The sequence below is a fragment of the Roseovarius sp. ZX-A-9 genome (assembly GCF_028369135.1).
Taxonomy (GTDB): domain Bacteria; phylum Pseudomonadota; class Alphaproteobacteria; order Rhodobacterales; family Rhodobacteraceae; genus Roseovarius.
Window position 1 is genome coordinate 96,299 of record NZ_JAPWHW010000013.1, and the last position, 17,116, is coordinate 113,414.

Sequence of the window (17,116 nt, forward strand, 5' to 3'; positions counted from 1 at the left end):
GTCTGTGCTTTCCAAACTGTGGTCTGGGCCGGAGCCCAACCTACGAATTCCTGTATCACGTGGCCGGGCAAGTACCCGGCCAACGGGTTGGTCAATCGATCGACGCAGAAGGTAGGCCGGGCTTCAGTTCAGCTTGACCGTCGCGCATCACTCGGCGTTGGCGACGTCAAAGCCTTGCTGTGTAGGTGTACCGGCATACTCTTCAATCGCGCCCGCCAGCCATTCATCATAGGCTTCCTGGCTCACGACCTTGACGGTGATCGGCATATAGGCGTGGTCCTTGCCGCAGAGCTCGGAGCACTGGCCGAAATAGACGCCTTCCTTCTCAGCCTTGAACCACAGCCGCGCCAGACGTCCGGGCACCGCATCCTGCTTCACGCCAAAGGCCGGGATGGTCCAGCTGTGGATCACGTCCGCGCCGGTCAAATGCATCACCACAACCTTGTTCACCGGCACGACAACGGCGGTGTCGGTGGCGAGCAGGAATTCATCCCGGCTGTATCCGGCCGCTTCCAATTCTGCCACAACCTCGTCGTTCAGCACTTTGCCGTCACCGATCAGGAAGCTTTCGAAACCGAAATCATGGTCGGTGTATTCATAGCCCCAGTACCATTGGTAACCGGTCACCTTGATGTTGACCTCGCCTTCGGGGATTTCCTGTTGCTTGAACAGCACCGGCAGCGAGAACGCACCGATAAAGACAAGAATCACGATCGGGATGATCGTCCAGGCCACTTCGATCGGCGAATTGTGGGTGAACTTCGCCGGGTTCGGGTTGGCACGGCGGTTAAAGCGCAGGATCGCATAGATCAGCAATACGACCACAAAAAGGCTGATCGCCGAGATTATCACCAGCACCATACCGTCGAGCCAGTGCAGATCCCGTGCCAGCTCGGTCGCGGCAGGTTGGAAGCCCAGGGCGCCATCGGTCGGCCTGCCGATGATCTCAAGGTTTTCTTGCGCCAGTGCTGGCGTGGCGGTCAGGGCGGCTGTCGCAGCCAGCATGTTCGAAAAATATCGCATGATACACCTTGATCGGTTGAAGCGTTTATCGCGTTTTGCGGCAGGTGTCCGCCGCATTGGCGGAATCCCGTTGTTTCACCGCCCGTTAAAACCATATTCTTCCGGGACAGACAAGAAAGACGAATGCGGCAAACGGACGCTTTTTTGACTTCGATCAAATTTATGCGCCACCAGGCGAGGAAAACACGCATGCAAGACGCCCTATTTCGACCATTTGACACCCATCTCGATGCGGCCACCGCGCTGAATCATTTGCGCACCGCCACATCTGGCGCCGATGACGGAGAGCTGTTTCTCGAACGCAAGCGTTCCGAGACGCTGGTTTTCGACGATGGCCGGGTGCGCACCGCCAGCTATGACGCCAGTGAAGGGTTCGGCCTGCGGGCCGTGCGCGGCGAAGCAGCAGGCTACGCCCACAGCACCGATATTTCCGAATCCGCGCTGGCGCGCGCCGTCGAAACTGCCCAACTGGCCGTGGGCGCGGGCGGCGGCACGCTCGACGTGGGGCCAGTCGCCACGAATACCCGTCTCTATACAGATGCCGATCCGATTGCCGGGGCCAGCTTCCCGGTCAAGGTCGAGGTGCTGCGCGAGATCGACGCCTTTGCGCGCGATCTCGATCCGCGGGTGGTGCAGGTCACGGCCGTGATCACTGCAGAATTACAGGAGGTCGAGATCCTGCGCCCCGAAGGCACGCATTTGCGCGATGTGCGCCCGCTCACACGGGTAAACGTTTCGGTCATCGTCGAACAGGATGGCCGTCGCGAGCAGGGCACATCGGGCGGCGGCGGACGGGTTGGGCTGGACGGACTCATCGCGCCGCAGGATTGGCAGGCCAAGGCCCGCGAGGCGCTGCGCATCGCACTGGTGAACCTGGAGGCGGTGCCCGCCCCCGCCGGCGTGATGGATGTCGTGCTGGGCCCCGGCTGGCCCGGCATCTTGCTGCACGAGGCGATCGGGCACGGGCTGGAGGGGGATTTCAATCGCAAGGGCAGTTCGGCCTTTGCCGGGCTGATGGGCCAGCGCATCGCAGCGCCGGGCGTGACCGTGCTTGATGACGGGACGCTACCCGATCGGCGCGGCAGCATCAGCTTCGATGACGAGGGCACGCCCTCGGGCCGGAATACCCTGATCGAGGACGGAATTCTGGTGGGTTTCATGCAGGATCGGCAGAACGCCAGGCTGATGGGCGTGGCCCCCACCGGGAATGGCCGTCGAGAATCCTATGCCCACGCGCCAATGCCACGCATGACCAACACCTACATGCTGGGCGGCGATGCCGCGCCCGAAGACATCGTGGCCGATTTGCGCGATGGGATCTACGCCGTGGGATTCGGCGGCGGGCAGGTGGATATCACCAATGGCAAATTCGTGTTTTCATGCACCGAAGCCTACCGCGTGCAGAACGGAGTGATCGGCGCGCCAGTCAAGGGGGCGACGCTGATCGGCGATGGCGCGACAGCGCTCAAGCAGATCAGGGCCTTGGGCAACGACATGGCCCTTGATCCGGGCATGGGCAATTGCGGCAAACAGGGCCAATGGGTGCCCGTCGGTGTGGGCCAACCGACAGTGATGATCGGCGGTCTGACCGTGGGTGGCTCGGCGGCATGAGTTGGCCAGCTTCGCGGCCCGCCCTCGATAACGCAGAGCGATGTCGACTCTATAGTGCACCTGCCGGATTTGACTGGTAGCGGCGACGCCTTACGACAGCCTGACGCTTTCACCGATTGAGGTGAAAGCGCATCTGGGTTTACCGAGCGTTAACCGTGGGCGCGGTAAACCTGATTCTGCAATCAGGCGGAGCTGCAATGACCGAGGATATACATCCTTCCACTCACCCCCCACTCCCACCCACCACGGAAGATGATCGGGTATCGTGGCTTCGCCTATTGCGTTCGCGCCGTGTCGGCATCGCGACCTTCTACCGGCTTCTTGCCGAGCATGGCACAGCACAGGCAGCGCTGGACGCGCTGCCCGACGTCGCCCGCGCTGCCGGAGTTGAAGATTACAAACTCTGCCCGTTGGGGGTAGTGCACGCCGAACTGGCTGCTGGACGCGCGACCGGTGCGCGACAGATATTCATCACCGATCCCGACTATCCCGACATGCTGCGCCGTATCCACGATGCGCCACCGATGCTTTGGGCCGTGGGAAATAGCGCAGTACTGACGCGCCCCATGGTCGCAATTGTAGGCGCGCGCAACGCCGCCGACGTGATCGAGGCGCTGCCCGAGGAACCCGACGCCGACCCGGCACTGCCCAGTCTGCTGCGGGGGACACCCCCACTGCGCAGGGCAAAGCACCGATGCCGAAAGCGCCTCATGCGGGTCGGACCCACCACCCGATAGACGCAGCTTGCGCGAAACCGCCGATCTGCACAGCGTGATCCTCGACCGGCTAGGACCGTCGCCATTGGCCGAAGATCAACTGATCCGCGACATCGGCGCACCGGCCCGCAACGTCGCCCCCGTGCTGGTCGATCTGGAAATCGAGGGACACATTCGCCGCCAGCCCGGCGGACTGCTGTCGCGCGTCGGCTGATCATCACTCGTCCATGTCATACGCGGTCGCCGCGCAGCACCACACCAACCGGCCCAGCATGGCGAGCCGTGTGGCACATTTAAAACGGTGCGGTTTTGGCATTGAAGCGCGCTGCGCCACAGCAGCGCCTTTGGTGAATACTGACGAGAAAGACGCCAGAAAACGGCATGTCGGAGCCCATGATGCCTACCGCGCAACGCCAACTTGCGCCGTCTCGATCTGTCCAAACGGCCCCGGCAAGGCATACCCGGCTGCTTTGGCAACGGCACAAGCAACGGGCAGAGCGTGCGCGCAACGCTGCATGGCGCGACAAATCGGCTGCATTGACAATTTGCTCTGGCACCCCACATGGTCCGCCGCCATGAGGTGCCAATCTCTGAGTCGAAAGGAAGTCCATGCCTGTTGTCGTCGTCGAATCACCGGCCAAGGCCAAGACAATCAACAAATACCTGGGCAAGAATTACACGGTTCTGGCGTCCTACGGGCATGTCCGCGACCTGCCACCCAAGGACGGATCGGTCGATCCAGACAACGGTTTCGACATGAAATGGGAGATCGGGTACGACAGCCGCAAGCATGTAAAGGCGATTGCCGACGCGCTGAAAGATGACAACGAACTGATTCTCGCAACCGACCCCGATCGCGAAGGCGAGGCCATCAGCTGGCACCTCGAAGAGACACTGCGCAAGCGCAAGGCAATCAAAAAGGACACACCGGTAAGCCGGGTGGTGTTCAACGCGATCACCAAATCCGCCGTCACCCAGGCGATGGAAAACCCCCGCCAGGTCGATGCGCCGCTAGTCGAGGCCTATCTCGCGCGTCGCGCACTGGATTACCTTGTCGGCTTCAACCTTAGCCCGGTTCTGTGGCGCAAACTGCCCGGCGCCAAGTCAGCAGGCCGGGTGCAATCGGTCTGCCTGCGTCTGATCGTCGAGCGCGAGATGGAAATCGAGGCGTTCGATGCGCGCGAGTACTGGACGGTCAAGGCACTGCTGAGCACCCCGCGCGGCCAGGAATACGAAGCGCGGCTGATCACGCTTGCGGGCAAGAAGCTGGATAAGTTCGACCTGGAGAATGCCACGCAGGCCGAACTGGCCGTGCAGGCCGTCACCAGCCGCAACCTCAAGGTCACGTCCGTCGAGGCCAAACCCGGTAGCCGCAACCCCTCTGCCCCATTCATGACCTCAACCCTGCAACAAGAGGCGAGCCGCAAATTCGGCATGGGCGCGCGCCAGACGATGAGTGCCGCGCAGCGACTCTATGAAGCCGGATACATTACTTATATGCGGACCGACGGGATCGACATGGCCCCCGAGGCGGTGCACGCCGTGCGCGATGCCATCGCAGAGCGTTACGGCAAGGAATACGTTCCCTCCAGCCCGCGCATGTACAAGAACAAGGCGAAGAACGCGCAGGAAGCGCATGAATGTATTCGCCCCACCGAGATGACCAAGGACGCAGCCGCGCTGAAGATCACCGACAAGGATCAGGCCCGGCTCTATGATCTGATATGGAAACGCACGCTGGCCTGCCAGATGGAAGCCGCCCGGCTGGAGCGGACCACGGTAGAGATCGGCAGCGACGACGGCCAGGTCGGCCTGCGCGCCACCGGGCAGGTCGTGCTCTTTGACGGTTTTCTGCGGGTCTATGAAGAAGGCCGCGACGAGCCAGCCGAGGACGACGATGGACGCCTGCCGCAAATCACCCAAGGTGAGCCTGCGCCCTTTGCCAAGGGATCGCTGCGCGCGCAATTCACCAAGTCAGATAAATCGGATGATGTGGGCGAGGCAGCAGGCACGTCGGGCATGACCAGCCACGCCGCCGCCATTCTCAGCGAAAACGAAGCCGTGCTGGCGCTGCAATCGCACACCCAGCCGCCTCCGCGCTACACCGAGGCGACGCTGGTGAAGCGAATGGAAGAACTGGGGATCGGTCGCCCTTCGACCTATGCCAGCATCGTAACCACGATTCAGGACCGTGAATATGTCCGCAAGGACGGCAATCGGCTGATCCCCGAGGACAAGGGCCGGATCGTCACGATCTTCCTGCTCAACTTCTTTCGCAAATATGTGGGTTACGAATTCACCGCGAACCTCGAGGAAGAGCTCGACAATGTCAGCGCGGGCGAAGCCGACTACAAGGAACTACTGGGCCGGTTCTGGAATGATTTTTCCGCCGCTATTGCCGAAACGTCCGAATTGCGCATTACCGAAGTGCTTGATGTGCTGGACGCGGCTCTTGCCCCGACGCTCTATCCGCCACGCGAGGACGGGAGCGATCCGCGGGTCTGCCCGCTCTGTGGCGAGGGGAAACTACACCTCAAGACATCGAAATCCGGTGGTTTCGTCGGCTGCGGGCGCTATCCCGAATGCCGCTATACCCGGCCAATCGGTGGCGACGCCGCAGACGGCGGCGACCGCGTGCTAGGCGAAGATGCGGGCGACGAGATCAGTCTGCGCACCGGCCGCTTCGGCCCCTATGTGCAACGGGGCGAAGTCACCGAGGAAAACAAGAAGCCGCCGCGCTCTTCGTTGCCCAAAGGCTGGTCCCCCGACGACATGGATCTGGAAAAGGCGCTGACACTGCTCAGCCTGCCACGCGAGGTTGGCCCACATCCCGAGGACGGCGAGATGATCGAGGCTGGGATCGGGCGCTATGGCCCGTTCGTAAAGCATGGGCGGCTCTATGCGAACCTCAAGGAAGTTGACGAGGTCTTTACCATAGGGATGAACCGCGCGGTCGAAGTGCTGGCGCAAAAGCTGGCCAGCCGCGGCGCCGGGCGCACTGCGGCCAAACCGCTGAAGGAGTTGGGCGAACACCCCGAGAGCGGTGGACCGGTCAACATCATGGACGGGCGCTACGGCCCCTATGTGAAATGGGACAAGATCAACGCGACCCTGCCCAAGGGGACCGAACCGGACGACGTCACCATGGACATGGCCGTGATCCTGATCGCCGAAAAGGCCGCGAAATCGGGCAAGGGCCGCAAGGCCGCGGCGAAAAAGCCAGCAAAAAAGAAAGCCGCGCCCAAGAAGAAGCCGGCGGCCAAGAAAAAGCCCGCATCCGAAGCCTGATTTCCCCGGTGCCGGAGGACGCTGTCATGCGCCCCCGGCATACCGGCGTTGCTGACGCGAATGTGAGCGCTTGGTGGCTTCTCTATCTGGTATGGGCAGGGCAATCTGCGCAAAACCTTCTCAGATACAAGAGGCAGTCATGGCACGTTCATTTCTTACTCGTCGCTCCCTGATCCTTGGCGTTGCGGCATCCGGCCTCGCCACCCCGGCACTGGCCACCACACCGACGGCGGCGGTGCGTCGCAACACCTCCAGCTTTGTCACCCAGAATTGGCAGGACCATTTCGATACGCTGGGCAAAGCCGCGATCATTGCCGACACGACATCGCGCGCGCTGCATTACTGGAATGCGGACGGCACTGATTACCGCGTCTATCCGACGTCGGTTCCGATGACCGACGAGCTAACAAAACGCGGCTACACCAAGATCGTGCGCAAGAAGGTGGGGCCAGACTGGACGCCCACCGCGTCGATGATGGAACGCTTTCCACATTACAAATACATGCCGCCCGGCCCTGACAACCCACTGGGCACGCATGCGATGTACCTTGGCTGGCCCGCCTATATCATTCACGGCACCCACGACACCCGCAAGATCGGGCGCCGGTCCTCGGACGGCTGCATCGGCCTCTATAACTCGATGATCGAAGAACTCTTTGCGATCACGCCGATCGGCACGCAGGTTCTAATTCTCTGATCGCGTGCTCTGCACATCTGCACAGCGACATACGTACTAACACCTACCTGCCCGGCCTGCGCGCCGGGCAGCGTTGACTCTGGCGCCCTGCGCAGCCCATATCGGGCCAACCGTTATTAACGAGGAGGTCTTGGATGAATAAGGTCTATGGATCCGCCAAGGAGGCGCTGGATGGTGTGCTCTTTGACGGGATGCTCATCGCGGCCGGAGGGTTTGGGCTCTGCGGTATTCCCGAACTGCTGCTGCAGGCGATCAAGGAGGCCGGCACGAAAGATCTGACATTCGCCTCGAATAACGCGGGCGTCGACGATTTCGGCATCGGCATCCTGCTGCAGACGCGGCAGGTGAAAAAGATGCTCTCTTCTTATGTCGGTGAAAATGCCGAATTCATGCGCCAGTATCTGTCGGGCGAACTGGAGCTGGAATTCAACCCGCAGGGCACGCTGGCCGAACGGATGCGGGCTGGTGGCTGTGGTATCCCGGGCTTCTACACCAAGACCGGTGTGGGCACGGTCATCGCCGAGGGCAAGGAAATAAAGGTGTTCGACGGGGAGGAATACATCCTCGAACGCGGCATCTTTGCCGATCTTTCCATCGTCAAGGCGTGGAAGGCAGACGACACCGGCAATCTGGTCTTCCGCAAGACCGCGCGCAACTTCAACCCGCCTGCGGCAATGTGTGGCAAGATCTGCGTCGCCGAGGTTGAAGAGATCGTACCGCGCGGCTCGCTGGACCCCGACTGCATCCACCTGCCCGGCATCTATGTGCACCGGATCGTTCAGGGGACGCACGAGAAACGCATCGAACAACGCACGACGCGTAAAAGGGAGGACGTATAATGCCCTGGGACCGTAATCAGATGGCCGCGCGCGCGGCCGAGGAACTCGAAGACGGCATGTATGTGAACCTCGGCATCGGTATCCCGACGCTGGTGGCCAATTATACCGGCGACAAGGACATCACCCTGCAATCCGAAAACGGCATGCTCGGCATGGGCCCCTTCCCCTATGAGGGCGAAGAGGACCCCGATCTGATCAACGCCGGCAAGCAAACGATCACCGAATTGCCGCGCACCTCCTATTTCGACAGTGCCACCAGCTTTGGCATGATCCGTGGCGGCAAGATCGCGGCGGCGATCCTTGGCGCGATGGAAGTGGCCGAAAACGGCGACCTAGCGAACTGGATGATCCCCGGCAAGCTGGTCAAAGGCATGGGTGGCGCGATGGACCTGGTCGCGGGCGTCGGCCGCGTGATCGTGGTGATGGACCACACCAACAAGCATGGCGACAGCAAGCTTCTGAAAGAATGCACCCTGCCCCTGACTGGCAAGGGCGTGGTGGATCGGATCATCACCAACCTTGGGGTTCTGGATGTCGTCCCGGGCGGACTGCGCATCGTTGAGACCGCGGACGGCGTGACCGAGGAAGAATTGCGCGCCGCCACCGAGGCGACCATCGTCTGAGCAACGCACAAATGCGATTTGTATGGGCGGGGCCGAAAGGGCGCCGCCCTTTTTCGTTTTGGGGTGGGTTTATTTCAGCGCCAAATTCAACGCGCATCCATCCGAGAGGAACTGCGGCCGTGTCTTGCACAGGCCGCGTGCGACGTCATAGGCGGCGAGAACCTTTGGCACATAATCTCGGGTTTCCGGGTAGGGCGGCACGCCATTGTTGTCTTTTACCGCGTTTTCGCCGGCATTGTAGGCGGCAACGGCGAGGATCGGATCGCCCTTGAACTCTTTGAGCAGCCAATCGAGATACGCCACGCCGCCCTTGATGTTCTGCGCGGGCGACAGGCTGTCAGTGACACCGAACCGCTCTGCTGTGGCCGGGATCAGCTGCATCAGCCCTTGTGCGCCCTTTTCGCTGAGCGCGTCCTCGCGCCCACCGGATTCCACTGCGATCATCGCCAGCACCAGCGCCGGCGACACATCGGTGCCGATTGTTGCAACCAGAATATTCTGCCCGTGGCTCAGCGCAATCTGCTGAAGGTGCTGCAGGCGTGGACGCGGCACCGCAACACCCGCAGGCGGTTGGGCCAGCTTCAGGAGCGCCGAGTCAAAGCGCAGCGCGCTTGCATCCGAATAGCCCGAGGGGATCGCATCCCAGAACCAGTCATACTGCGCCACGCGCGCCGGGGCGTCCGGGGTTTCACCCGGTTTGGCAGCGGCAGGTGGTGCAACCTGATCGCCCGGCTCGATCTGGACAGTGATCCGCTTGCCCGTTCCGGCCTTGGGAGGCTTGCCCATTTTGAAGGTGAACTCGGGAAAAGGTGCCGGATCATCAGCACGAGCATCCGCACAGGGAATCGCCAGCACTGCAGCCAGTAGGCAAATTTTCATGTTTTTCCTCACGGCGGGCTGCTCTGCCTCTGATTGATTGTCCACAGCTTCGCAAAAATCATCGAATTTTACCAGCTTTGGGTGCGAAACCGGGGGCAATCGCGCCCAGCCTGGCCCTGAAATTCCACAACCTTAACGATAAATAGCATTTTTCTTCGATATTTAATAAAATAAAAACAATGACTTAATTAGGTAAATTACAAAAAACTTAACGTGCTTAAGAATCGAACGAATCGCGCCCAATTCCTGCCTGATTTGGCTGGCTATATCTCCCCATACCGGTGAGCAGACGGCCAACAGAGAGAGGCGGCCAGATAGTGAAACGGTTACGAACCTGAGTAAACCTATGATCCTTTGGAGGGACCAAACTATGATCAAATTCTTCAAGAACTTCAGCAAAGACGAAGACGGTGCCGTGACAGTTGACTGGGTCGTTCTGACCGCAGCAGTCGTTGGCCTTGGTGTTGCAGGCGTGTCGACCGTTTCGACCGGCATTGGCAACCTGGCAGACGACATCCAGACCGGTGTTGAAGCGACGGCTGTTGAAGGTGTCGGTGAATAATACTCGCCTTGACCTCCTAATACGAAGAGCCGCAAGTCACCGATTTGCGGCTCTTTGACGTAAGAGAGACCAATAACTAACCACCGCACCCCACCGGGGGAACGGGACGAGCCGCCGGCGCGCGCAAATGTCCACTCATCGCTGCCGGGATGAGTTTCCTCAAACTTCCGTTTGCGAGGTGCTAAATGTTAAATCTCAAATTTCCGACGAAATTTCTCTGGGACGAAGACGGCGCAATCACAGTCGATTGGGTTGTCTTAAGCGCTGCGATCATCGGCCTTGCCGTCGCTGGCGTGGCTGCAGTCCAGGAGTCGACCAACGCATTGACCGAAGACATCAATACCGGAATGTCCGCAGTTGATGTTATCGGCAACGGCGAATAGCCCCTGCCTTACCGCAGAACAACCACCCGCTTTCCCAGCTTTTGCCATAATCTTGGGGTAGTCTGGTCCTTGGGTAAATCCGTTTCGCACCCCGTGCGAAAATCGGAGACGTAACGACGAAAGGATAGGCCATGCGTGTTGTTTTCGGATTGGTACTTGTCGTGGGGCTCGGCCTTGCAGGCTTCGCCGTATACATGGCAAAAACTTATATTCAGGGCTACCAGGCGCAGCTCGCCGAGGAACGCAAATCGCGAGCTCCTGCAATCGAAACCGTCGAAGTCTATGTGGCCAAGGCCCCATTGAAATACGGGCAACGCCTGCTGAAAAAAGATGTTCAGCTGGTCAAGTTCCCCAAGAATTCGCTGCCCGCAGGTGTCTTCGCGACAGAAGAGGCCCTGTTTCCCCAAGGCGACGAGGTGCCACGCACCGTGCTGCGCGCAATGGAGAAATTCGAGGCGATCATGGAAGTCAAAGTCACCGACCCCGGCCAGGACGCAGGCATCACCAATGCGCTGGAGCGCGGCATGCGCGCGTTTGCCATCGAGGTTGACCGCACTTCCGGTGTGTCCGGTTTCTTGCGGCCCGGTGACCGGGTCGACGTCTATTGGACCGGCAGCGTCGGGCGTGGCGGTATGCGCACCGAGGGCAATTCCAGCGGCGATGTGACCAAGTTGATCGAAGCGGGCATCAAGTTGATCGCCGTCGACCAGTCTGCCAACAGCGACGATGTCAAAGCACAGATCGCGCGCACCGTAACAGTGTCCGCTCGCCCCGAGCAGGTCGCCGCCCTGCAGCAGGCGCAATCAACTGGTCGTCTGAGCCTGTCGCTGGTCGGAGCCCAGGATGATACCGTCACCGCCGCGATCGAGATCGATCAGCGCGAATTGCTTGGCCTGGCGGCGTCGCCAGTTGCGGTCGAACGTCCGCAAGAGCAGGTCTGCTCGATCCGGACCCGGCGTGGCGCCGAGGTGATCATTACCCCGATCCCCTGCACCAACTAGAGGGCTCCGCATCGCACCCGAATGGCCGATGTGATCCAAAAGCTACACTTCTCTGGGGCACTTGGGGCTTTTCCATCGCCCTGGAATGCTGGAGGAACGTGATAGACTTTCGATCCCGTCGCTCTGAAAAGACACGAAAAATCGGAGCGCCGCCCCCGCGGCGCTCCGTTTCATTCGTGCAACTGTTTTGCGCGCTGGATGAGAAAAACTGGCTAAGTGTCATTGATTCTTGAAAAAATAAAAAAAATGCCTCACAGTGATACGCAATATGGGCAAAAAGACCCAACCCAGAGGCGTGATCGAAAAAAGGCAGGTCACATGAAATATAGAAATGTTTTCACGGCGGCCCTGCTGGGTTTCGCCATTTGCGCGGGTGCAGGCCCAGCGCCAGTTCATGCAGAAAACCTGCATATTGTTCGCAAGGGCACAGGTCGTGATCTGAATGTCTCGATGAACCGCGCAGTTGTGGTCGAGAGCGACGTGCCTTTTGCGGAACTGAGCATCGCAAACCCGTCTATCGCCGACTTCTCGACGCTGTCGGATCGCACGATTTATGTCTTGGGCAAATCGCCTGGGCGAACGACGCTGACCCTGCTTGATGAAAACGGTCGGCTGATCACCAATGTCGAAGTGCGCGTGAGCGCCGATGTTTCAGAGTTCAAGGAACGTCTGCGCCAGATCCTGCCCAATGAGCAGATCGAAGTGCGCACAGCCAATGACGGCATCGTGCTGTCGGGCACCGTATCAAGCACACCGCGCATGCAACGCGCACTCGATCTGGCAGAACGCTATGCACCCGAGCGGGTGTCGAATCTGATGTCAGTGTCTGGCAAACAGCAGGTGATGCTGAAGGTCCGCTTTGCCGAAATGCAGCGAACGGTCGCCAAGAGTCTTTCGACCTCGCTCTCAGTGGACGGTCTTTCGGGAGCAGGCCTCGGTGGTGCGGTCGCCACCAACGGGCTTTCGTCTCAGGGTGTGGTCACGGGCGCGATCTCTCCGGGGACGAATTCGTCGGGATCAGCCAATAACGGCGCGATGTTCTTTGGCTTCAACGCCGGGTCAGCCCAAATCGGCGTTCTCTTGCAAGCGCTTGAAACAAAGGGCGTTATCAGAACCCTGGCAGAGCCGAACCTGACCGCCCTTTCGGGTCAAGAGGCCAAGTTCCTGGCCGGTGGCGAATATCCGATCCCGATTGCACAGGACAACAATACGATCTCGGTTGAATACAAACCATTCGGCGTAGAGCTGAATTTTGTACCGCGCGTGCTGGATGACAATGTGATCAATCTGGAAATTGCGGCAGCCGTGTCGTCACTGGACCTGTCAAACGGTTTGAACACCGGCGCCTTTACCATCGCAGCGTTCAAGCGGCGGGATGCTTCCACCACCATTGCCATGCGGGACGGCGAAAGCTTTGCGATCGCGGGCCTGCTGCAGGACGACTTCCAGGATACCAACGGTCAGGTTCCGTGGATCGGCGACATCCCGGTTCTGGGTGCTTTGTTCCGCAGCGCTGACTACCAGCGGTCGCAAACCGAACTGGTGATCATCGTGACCGCGCATCTGGTGACCCCCACCAAGGGTGAGGCGCTGGCGCTGCCGACGGATCGTGTACGGCTACCGTCCGAGGCGGACCTGTTCCTCAACGGCCGAGTCGCACGCAGCGTCGGGCCCGCAACCGGTGCCGCCGGTGAAGTTGCCAAACAGGACTTCAGCGGCTCTTACGGCTACGTGATGGATTGATGCAGGGATGGGACAGATGAAAAAAACTATTATATTTCTGTCGGTTCTCGCTCTTGGGGCATGTTCCAAGAACACCGGCCAAGTATATCGCTCCTACTTCGACGAAGCCGGGTCGCTGGTCGATAACGGTAGTTTCGGCAACGCGAACATGAACAACATGCAGATCATGAATGGCGAGAAAAGCTATGTCCATGATCTGTCGAGCCGCTTTGCGACCGAAGTCCTCAGCACCGTGAACTTCGCTTTCAACTCAGCCCAGCTTGACGCAGCGGCACGCGAGACGTTGCGCGAACAGGCCGCATGGATCAAACAGTTTCCCGAGGTACGGTTCCGCGTCTACGGCCATACCGACGCCGTCGGATCAAATGCGTTCAACAAGCGTCTGGGCCTGGCCCGTGCCAATGCGGTGGTCGGCTACCTGTCGTCGCAAGGCATCAGCCGGTCACGACTGGAAGCCGTCGTTTCCTATGGCGAGACACAGCCGCTGATCGTGACCGAGGGCCGCGAACGGCGCAATCGCCGGACCGTGACCGAGGTTTCCGGCTTTGTCCGATCAAACCCGATCGTCATGGAAGGCAAATACGCCGAAATCGTCTTCCGCGAATACGTGACCAGCGCCAAACCCGAATCGGAGTTGCCCCTTGCAAAAGGCAGTGGGTCGACCACCTCTGAGGAATAGGCCCAGATAGAGTTATCTCCCTGCCCGGCTTGCCGGGACACCTAAAAACCCGCTGCAACGACAGCGGGTTTTTCTTGTCTGACACAAGTGGTGCTTCACGGGCCGCATTGCGTACACAGGAGGGTTCCCGGCCCTCAACATGACGCCTGTGCGCACCGGCATGCTTCACCGCCATTTCGCACAAAAAGAGCTTTTTAGCCGTATTGTTGCCCAGATTTTAAGCGACCTTCCAGACAGGGTGAAATCAACCATGCACAACTCGCACGGTGCCGCGCTACAGGGACGCGCCAGATGTTTCACCAAAAGACCAACGTAGAGGCACCGAAACAGGTGACACGTAAATTATAGGACCGAGACGCAATGAGCAGTGCGATGCAACAATCAGATTCCAGCCCGATCGTGGCCTGTACGATCAGCCGGGACGTGCGCAACTTCGATCTGTTGATTGAAGACATGGAAACCGCCCTTGGCGAAGCCTGGGGCGATCTCGGATTTCCGGAGGCCATTTCATATCTGAAACAGCCAGAGGCCGAAGCGCTCGAATTCGTTGCGATAGCGATCGACCAGACCGATGAAGCACATCTGACAATGATTGGCGAAATCATCACCATGGCTCGGGTCCGCGGGATCAAGGTGATCCTGATCGCCGACGATGTCAGCCCCGCTGCGCTGCACCAGTTGCTGCGCGAGGGCGCAGACGAATTCGTCCCCTACCCCCTGCCCGAGAACGAGCTGCAGGCCGCCATCGAGCGGTTGCGCACGCCTGATCCGGAACCCGCCGCCAAATCCACCCTGACCGCCACCGCCGAGGACGGCGTATTGCTGGCGGTGCATGGGCTTGCCGGCGGCACCGGCGCCACGACGCTGGCCGTCAATCTCGCATGGGAACTGGCTACCGTTTCCAAGGAAAACGCACCGCGGGTCTGTATCCTGGATTTCAGCCTGCAATTCGGCTCCGTTTCGACCTTTCTCGATCTGCCGCGCCGAGAGGCCATCTACGAGATGTGGACCGACACCGAGGCGATGGACGAGGACATTTTCAAGCAGGCGCTGCTCAGCTACGAAGATCGGCTGTGGGTCCTGACGGCACCGCCCGAGGTGCTGCCGCTCGATCTGATTTCACCCGAAGATGTAAGCCGCGTTCTTGACCAGGCGCGCAAGCATTTCGACTACGTGATCGTAGACATGCCCACGACGTTGGTGATGTGGACCGAAACCGTGCTCACAGCGGCGCAGATCTACTTTGTTACGCTCGAGATGGACATGCGCTCAGCCCAGAACACGTTGCGCCTGAAACGCGCGCTCAAGGCCGAGGATCTGCCGATTGAGCGGCTGCGATTCTGTGTCAACCGCGCACCGAAATTCACCGATCTGAATGGCAAGTCCCGCATCAAGCGGATGGCGGAAAGCCTGGAAATCGGGATCGAATTGCAACTGCCGGATGGTGGCAAGGCCGTCAGCCAAGGCGCCGATCACGGCCTTCCACTTGCCAAGTCCGCGCCCAAGAACCCGTTGCGCAAGGAAATCGCCAAGCTGGCTGCCTCACTGCACGAATTGGGCAAAAGCGACGCCGAAGCGGCGTGATGCCGGAAAGGGACGAGTAGATGTTTGCACGCTACAAAAAGCCATCGGGGTCCACCCCCGCCAAGAAAGAAACACCGGCCAAAAGTGCGAAACCCGCAAATGCGGCGGCGCCCGCCGCCCGTGTCGGAACCACCGCACCGAATACATCGTTGCGCCGCCCCCTGCCCGCCAGCTCCGCCAAAGCAGCGCCGCAGGACAGGGAACGCAAGCGCAAGGAACGGTTGGGGGAGATCAAGCTCGACCTGCACCGCGCATTGCTGGACAACCTGAACCTCAGCGCGCTCGATACTGCGACCGAATCCGACCTGCGGGCCGAGATCAGTGCGATTGCCGCCGAGGTGCTGGAAGAGCGCAGCATCGTGCTGAACCGCGAAGAGCGCAGCACGCTCACCCAGGAACTATATGACGAAGTGCGCGGCCTCGGGCCGCTAGAGACGCTTCTGAAGGACGACACCGTGAACGATATTCTCGTGAACGGTCCGCACCAGATTTTCATCGAACGTGACGGCAAGCTGGAGCTGAGCGATGTCACCTTCAAGGATGAAAAACACCTTCTGCGCATCATCGACAAGATCGTGAGCGCCGTGGGCCGCCGTGTCGACGAATCGAACCCGTATGTGGACGCCCGTCTGCTTGATGGTTCGCGGTTCAACGCCATGGTGCCACCGGTGGCCGTGGACGGCAGCCTAGTGTCGATCCGGAAATTTAAGAAGGACAAGCTGGGGATTGACGATCTCGTCAGTTTCGGGGCCTTTTCCGAAGAAATGGCCGCTTACCTGCAGGCCGCCGTTGCCTGTCGCCTTAATGTCATCGTGTCGGGCGGAACCGGCTCGGGTAAGACGACGACGCTGAATGCGCTCAGCTCCTTCATCGACAATGCCGAACGCATCCTGACGATCGAGGACACGGCCGAGCTTCAGCTGCAACAGATCCATGTGGGCCGGATGGAAAGCCGCCCACCCAACGTCGAAGGCAAAGGCGAGGTCAGCGCGCGCGACTGTCTGAAGAACGCTCTGCGGATGCGCCCCGACCGTATCATCGTCGGCGAGACCCGCGGCGAGGAAGTCATCGACATGCTGCAGGCAATGAACACCGGCCACGACGGGTCGATGACCACGATCCACGCCAACAACCCGCGCGACGGGATCAGCCGACTGGAAAACATGGTCGCAATGGCCGGTATCGAGATGCCGCTCAAGGCCGTTCGCAGCCAGATCGCCAGCGCTGTAAACCTCATCGTGCAGGCCAGCCGCTTGCAGGACGGGTCGCGCCGGATGACCTCGATCACCGAGATCACCGGGATGGAGGGCGAAGTCATTTCCATGCAGGAAATCTTTCGGTTCCAGCGGGTCGGCCTGACACCGGAAAACAAGATCATCGGGCATTTCACTGCCACCGGCGTGCGCTCCAACTACTCCGAACGCTTCCGTCTCTGGGGCTATGACCTGCCCGCCTCGATTTATGAACCAGTAAGACCGGAGTGATCCC

17 protein-coding genes are annotated in these 17,116 nt (G+C 60.1%); 14 read left to right on the forward strand and 3 right to left on the reverse strand.

Annotation, left to right across the window (positions count from 1 at the left end; all coding sequences use genetic code 11):
* Positions 1–147 precede the first annotated feature (147 nt).
* Positions 148–1,023 (reverse strand): cytochrome c oxidase subunit II, encoded by an 876-nt coding sequence (coxB, locus tag O3306_RS13805; protein ID WP_272008314.1) that lies wholly within the window; start codon positions 1,021–1,023, stop codon positions 148–150.
* Between the two features lie 189 nt (positions 1,024–1,212).
* On the opposite strand from coxB, the gene tldD reads away from it, so the two are divergent.
* The 7 genes from tldD to O3306_RS13840 all read left to right on the forward strand — a co-directional run bounded on the left by tldD (position 1,213) and on the right by O3306_RS13840 (position 8,797).
* Complete coding sequence (gene tldD / locus O3306_RS13810; protein ID WP_272008316.1) at positions 1,213–2,634, forward strand: metalloprotease TldD; 1,422 nt, start codon at positions 1,213–1,215, stop codon at positions 2,632–2,634.
* Positions 2,635–2,912: 278 nt separating this feature from the next.
* Positions 2,913–3,371 carry a DNA-processing protein DprA gene (locus O3306_RS13815; RefSeq protein ID WP_442970004.1) on the forward strand — a complete coding sequence of 153 codons (459 nt, stop codon included), beginning with the start codon at positions 2,913–2,915 and terminating at the stop codon, positions 3,369–3,371.
* A gap of 7 nt (positions 3,372–3,378) precedes the next feature.
* Positions 3,379–3,564: a hypothetical protein gene (locus O3306_RS13820; RefSeq protein ID WP_442970005.1), complete on the forward strand. Its 186-nt coding sequence runs from the start codon at positions 3,379–3,381 to the stop codon at positions 3,562–3,564.
* A 395-nt stretch (positions 3,565–3,959) separates the two neighbouring features.
* On the forward strand, positions 3,960–6,638 hold the full coding sequence (gene topA / locus O3306_RS13825; protein ID WP_272008317.1) for a type I DNA topoisomerase: 2,679 nt from the start codon (positions 3,960–3,962) through the stop codon (positions 6,636–6,638).
* Positions 6,639–6,777: 139 nt separating this feature from the next.
* Positions 6,778–7,335, forward strand: coding sequence for a L,D-transpeptidase (locus O3306_RS13830; protein ID WP_272008319.1), 558 nt, complete (start codon positions 6,778–6,780; stop codon positions 7,333–7,335).
* Between the two features lie 134 nt (positions 7,336–7,469).
* Entirely contained in the window at positions 7,470–8,174 is a 705-nt protein-coding gene (locus tag O3306_RS13835) for a CoA transferase subunit A (protein WP_272008321.1), read from the forward strand.
* Positions 8,174–8,797 (forward strand): CoA transferase subunit B, encoded by a 624-nt coding sequence (locus O3306_RS13840; protein WP_272008323.1) that lies wholly within the window; start codon positions 8,174–8,176, stop codon positions 8,795–8,797. Before O3306_RS13835 ends, O3306_RS13840 begins: the two co-directional genes overlap by 1 nt.
* A gap of 69 nt (positions 8,798–8,866) precedes the next feature.
* On the opposite strand, the gene O3306_RS13845 is transcribed toward O3306_RS13840, so the two are convergent.
* Positions 8,867–9,676, reverse strand: coding sequence for a lytic transglycosylase domain-containing protein (locus tag O3306_RS13845; RefSeq protein WP_272008325.1), 810 nt, complete (start codon positions 9,674–9,676; stop codon positions 8,867–8,869).
* A 370-nt stretch (positions 9,677–10,046) separates the two neighbouring features.
* Between O3306_RS13845 and O3306_RS13850 the strand changes: the two genes are divergently transcribed.
* From O3306_RS13850 to cpaB, 3 genes are all read left to right on the forward strand, one after another.
* Positions 10,047–10,238: a Flp family type IVb pilin gene (locus O3306_RS13850; protein WP_272008326.1), complete on the forward strand. Its 192-nt coding sequence runs from the start codon at positions 10,047–10,049 to the stop codon at positions 10,236–10,238.
* Between the two features lie 185 nt (positions 10,239–10,423).
* On the forward strand, positions 10,424–10,621 hold the full coding sequence (locus tag O3306_RS13855) for a hypothetical protein (RefSeq protein WP_272008328.1): 198 nt from the start codon (positions 10,424–10,426) through the stop codon (positions 10,619–10,621).
* A gap of 131 nt (positions 10,622–10,752) precedes the next feature.
* The gene (gene cpaB, locus O3306_RS13860) at positions 10,753–11,622 is read left to right on the forward strand and encodes a Flp pilus assembly protein CpaB (RefSeq protein WP_272008330.1); all 870 of its coding nucleotides are present in this window, start codon (positions 10,753–10,755) and stop codon (positions 11,620–11,622) included.
* A 219-nt stretch (positions 11,623–11,841) separates the two neighbouring features.
* Here the strand turns inward: cpaB and O3306_RS13865 are convergent, their stop codons facing one another.
* Entirely contained in the window at positions 11,842–12,018 is a 177-nt protein-coding gene (locus O3306_RS13865) for a hypothetical protein (protein WP_272008389.1), read from the reverse strand.
* Here O3306_RS13865 and O3306_RS13870 point away from each other — a divergent pair.
* From O3306_RS13870 to O3306_RS13885, 4 genes are all read left to right on the forward strand, one after another.
* The gene (locus O3306_RS13870; protein ID WP_272008332.1) at positions 11,941–13,365 is read left to right on the forward strand and encodes a type II and III secretion system protein family protein; all 1,425 of its coding nucleotides are present in this window, start codon (positions 11,941–11,943) and stop codon (positions 13,363–13,365) included. The two genes, O3306_RS13865 and O3306_RS13870, sit on opposite strands and share 78 nt — an antisense overlap.
* 16 nt (positions 13,366–13,381) lie before the next feature.
* Positions 13,382–14,044, forward strand: coding sequence for an OmpA family protein (locus tag O3306_RS13875; protein WP_272008334.1), 663 nt, complete (start codon positions 13,382–13,384; stop codon positions 14,042–14,044).
* 372 nt (positions 14,045–14,416) lie between these two features.
* Positions 14,417–15,628 carry an AAA family ATPase gene (locus O3306_RS13880; RefSeq protein ID WP_272008336.1) on the forward strand — a complete coding sequence of 404 codons (1,212 nt, stop codon included), beginning with the start codon at positions 14,417–14,419 and terminating at the stop codon, positions 15,626–15,628.
* 20 nt (positions 15,629–15,648) lie between these two features.
* On the forward strand, positions 15,649–17,112 hold the full coding sequence (locus tag O3306_RS13885) for a CpaF family protein (protein ID WP_272008338.1): 1,464 nt from the start codon (positions 15,649–15,651) through the stop codon (positions 17,110–17,112).
* Positions 17,113–17,116: the final 4 nt, after the last annotated feature.

Excerpts from the sequence above, each read along its gene's own strand:
- O3306_RS13885 (WP_272008338.1), top strand. The coding sequence starts at position 15,649 with ATGTTTGCACGCTACAAAAAGCCATCGGGGTCCACCCCCGCCAAGAAA.
- O3306_RS13830 (WP_272008319.1), top strand. The coding sequence starts at position 6,778 with ATGGCACGTTCATTTCTTACTCGTCGCTCCCTGATCCTTGGCGTTGCG.
- O3306_RS13845 (WP_272008325.1), bottom strand. The coding sequence starts at position 9,676 with ATGAAAATTTGCCTACTGGCTGCAGTGCTGGCGATTCCCTGTGCGGAT.
- O3306_RS13865 (WP_272008389.1), bottom strand. The coding sequence starts at position 12,018 with ATGAACTGGCGCTGGGCCTGCACCCGCGCAAATGGCGAAACCCAGCAG.
- O3306_RS13855 (WP_272008328.1), top strand. The coding sequence starts at position 10,424 with ATGTTAAATCTCAAATTTCCGACGAAATTTCTCTGGGACGAAGACGGC.
- O3306_RS13875 (WP_272008334.1), top strand. The coding sequence starts at position 13,382 with ATGAAAAAAACTATTATATTTCTGTCGGTTCTCGCTCTTGGGGCATGT.
- cpaB (WP_272008330.1), top strand. The coding sequence starts at position 10,753 with ATGCGTGTTGTTTTCGGATTGGTACTTGTCGTGGGGCTCGGCCTTGCA.
- O3306_RS13870 (WP_272008332.1), top strand. The coding sequence starts at position 11,941 with ATGAAATATAGAAATGTTTTCACGGCGGCCCTGCTGGGTTTCGCCATT.
- O3306_RS13840 (WP_272008323.1), top strand. The coding sequence starts at position 8,174 with ATGCCCTGGGACCGTAATCAGATGGCCGCGCGCGCGGCCGAGGAACTC.
- coxB (WP_272008314.1), bottom strand. The coding sequence starts at position 1,023 with ATGCGATATTTTTCGAACATGCTGGCTGCGACAGCCGCCCTGACCGCC.
- O3306_RS13850 (WP_272008326.1), top strand. The coding sequence starts at position 10,047 with ATGATCAAATTCTTCAAGAACTTCAGCAAAGACGAAGACGGTGCCGTG.
- O3306_RS13835 (WP_272008321.1), top strand. The coding sequence starts at position 7,470 with ATGAATAAGGTCTATGGATCCGCCAAGGAGGCGCTGGATGGTGTGCTC.
- tldD (WP_272008316.1), top strand. The coding sequence starts at position 1,213 with ATGCAAGACGCCCTATTTCGACCATTTGACACCCATCTCGATGCGGCC.
- O3306_RS13880 (WP_272008336.1), top strand. The coding sequence starts at position 14,417 with ATGCAACAATCAGATTCCAGCCCGATCGTGGCCTGTACGATCAGCCGG.
- topA (WP_272008317.1), top strand. The coding sequence starts at position 3,960 with ATGCCTGTTGTCGTCGTCGAATCACCGGCCAAGGCCAAGACAATCAAC.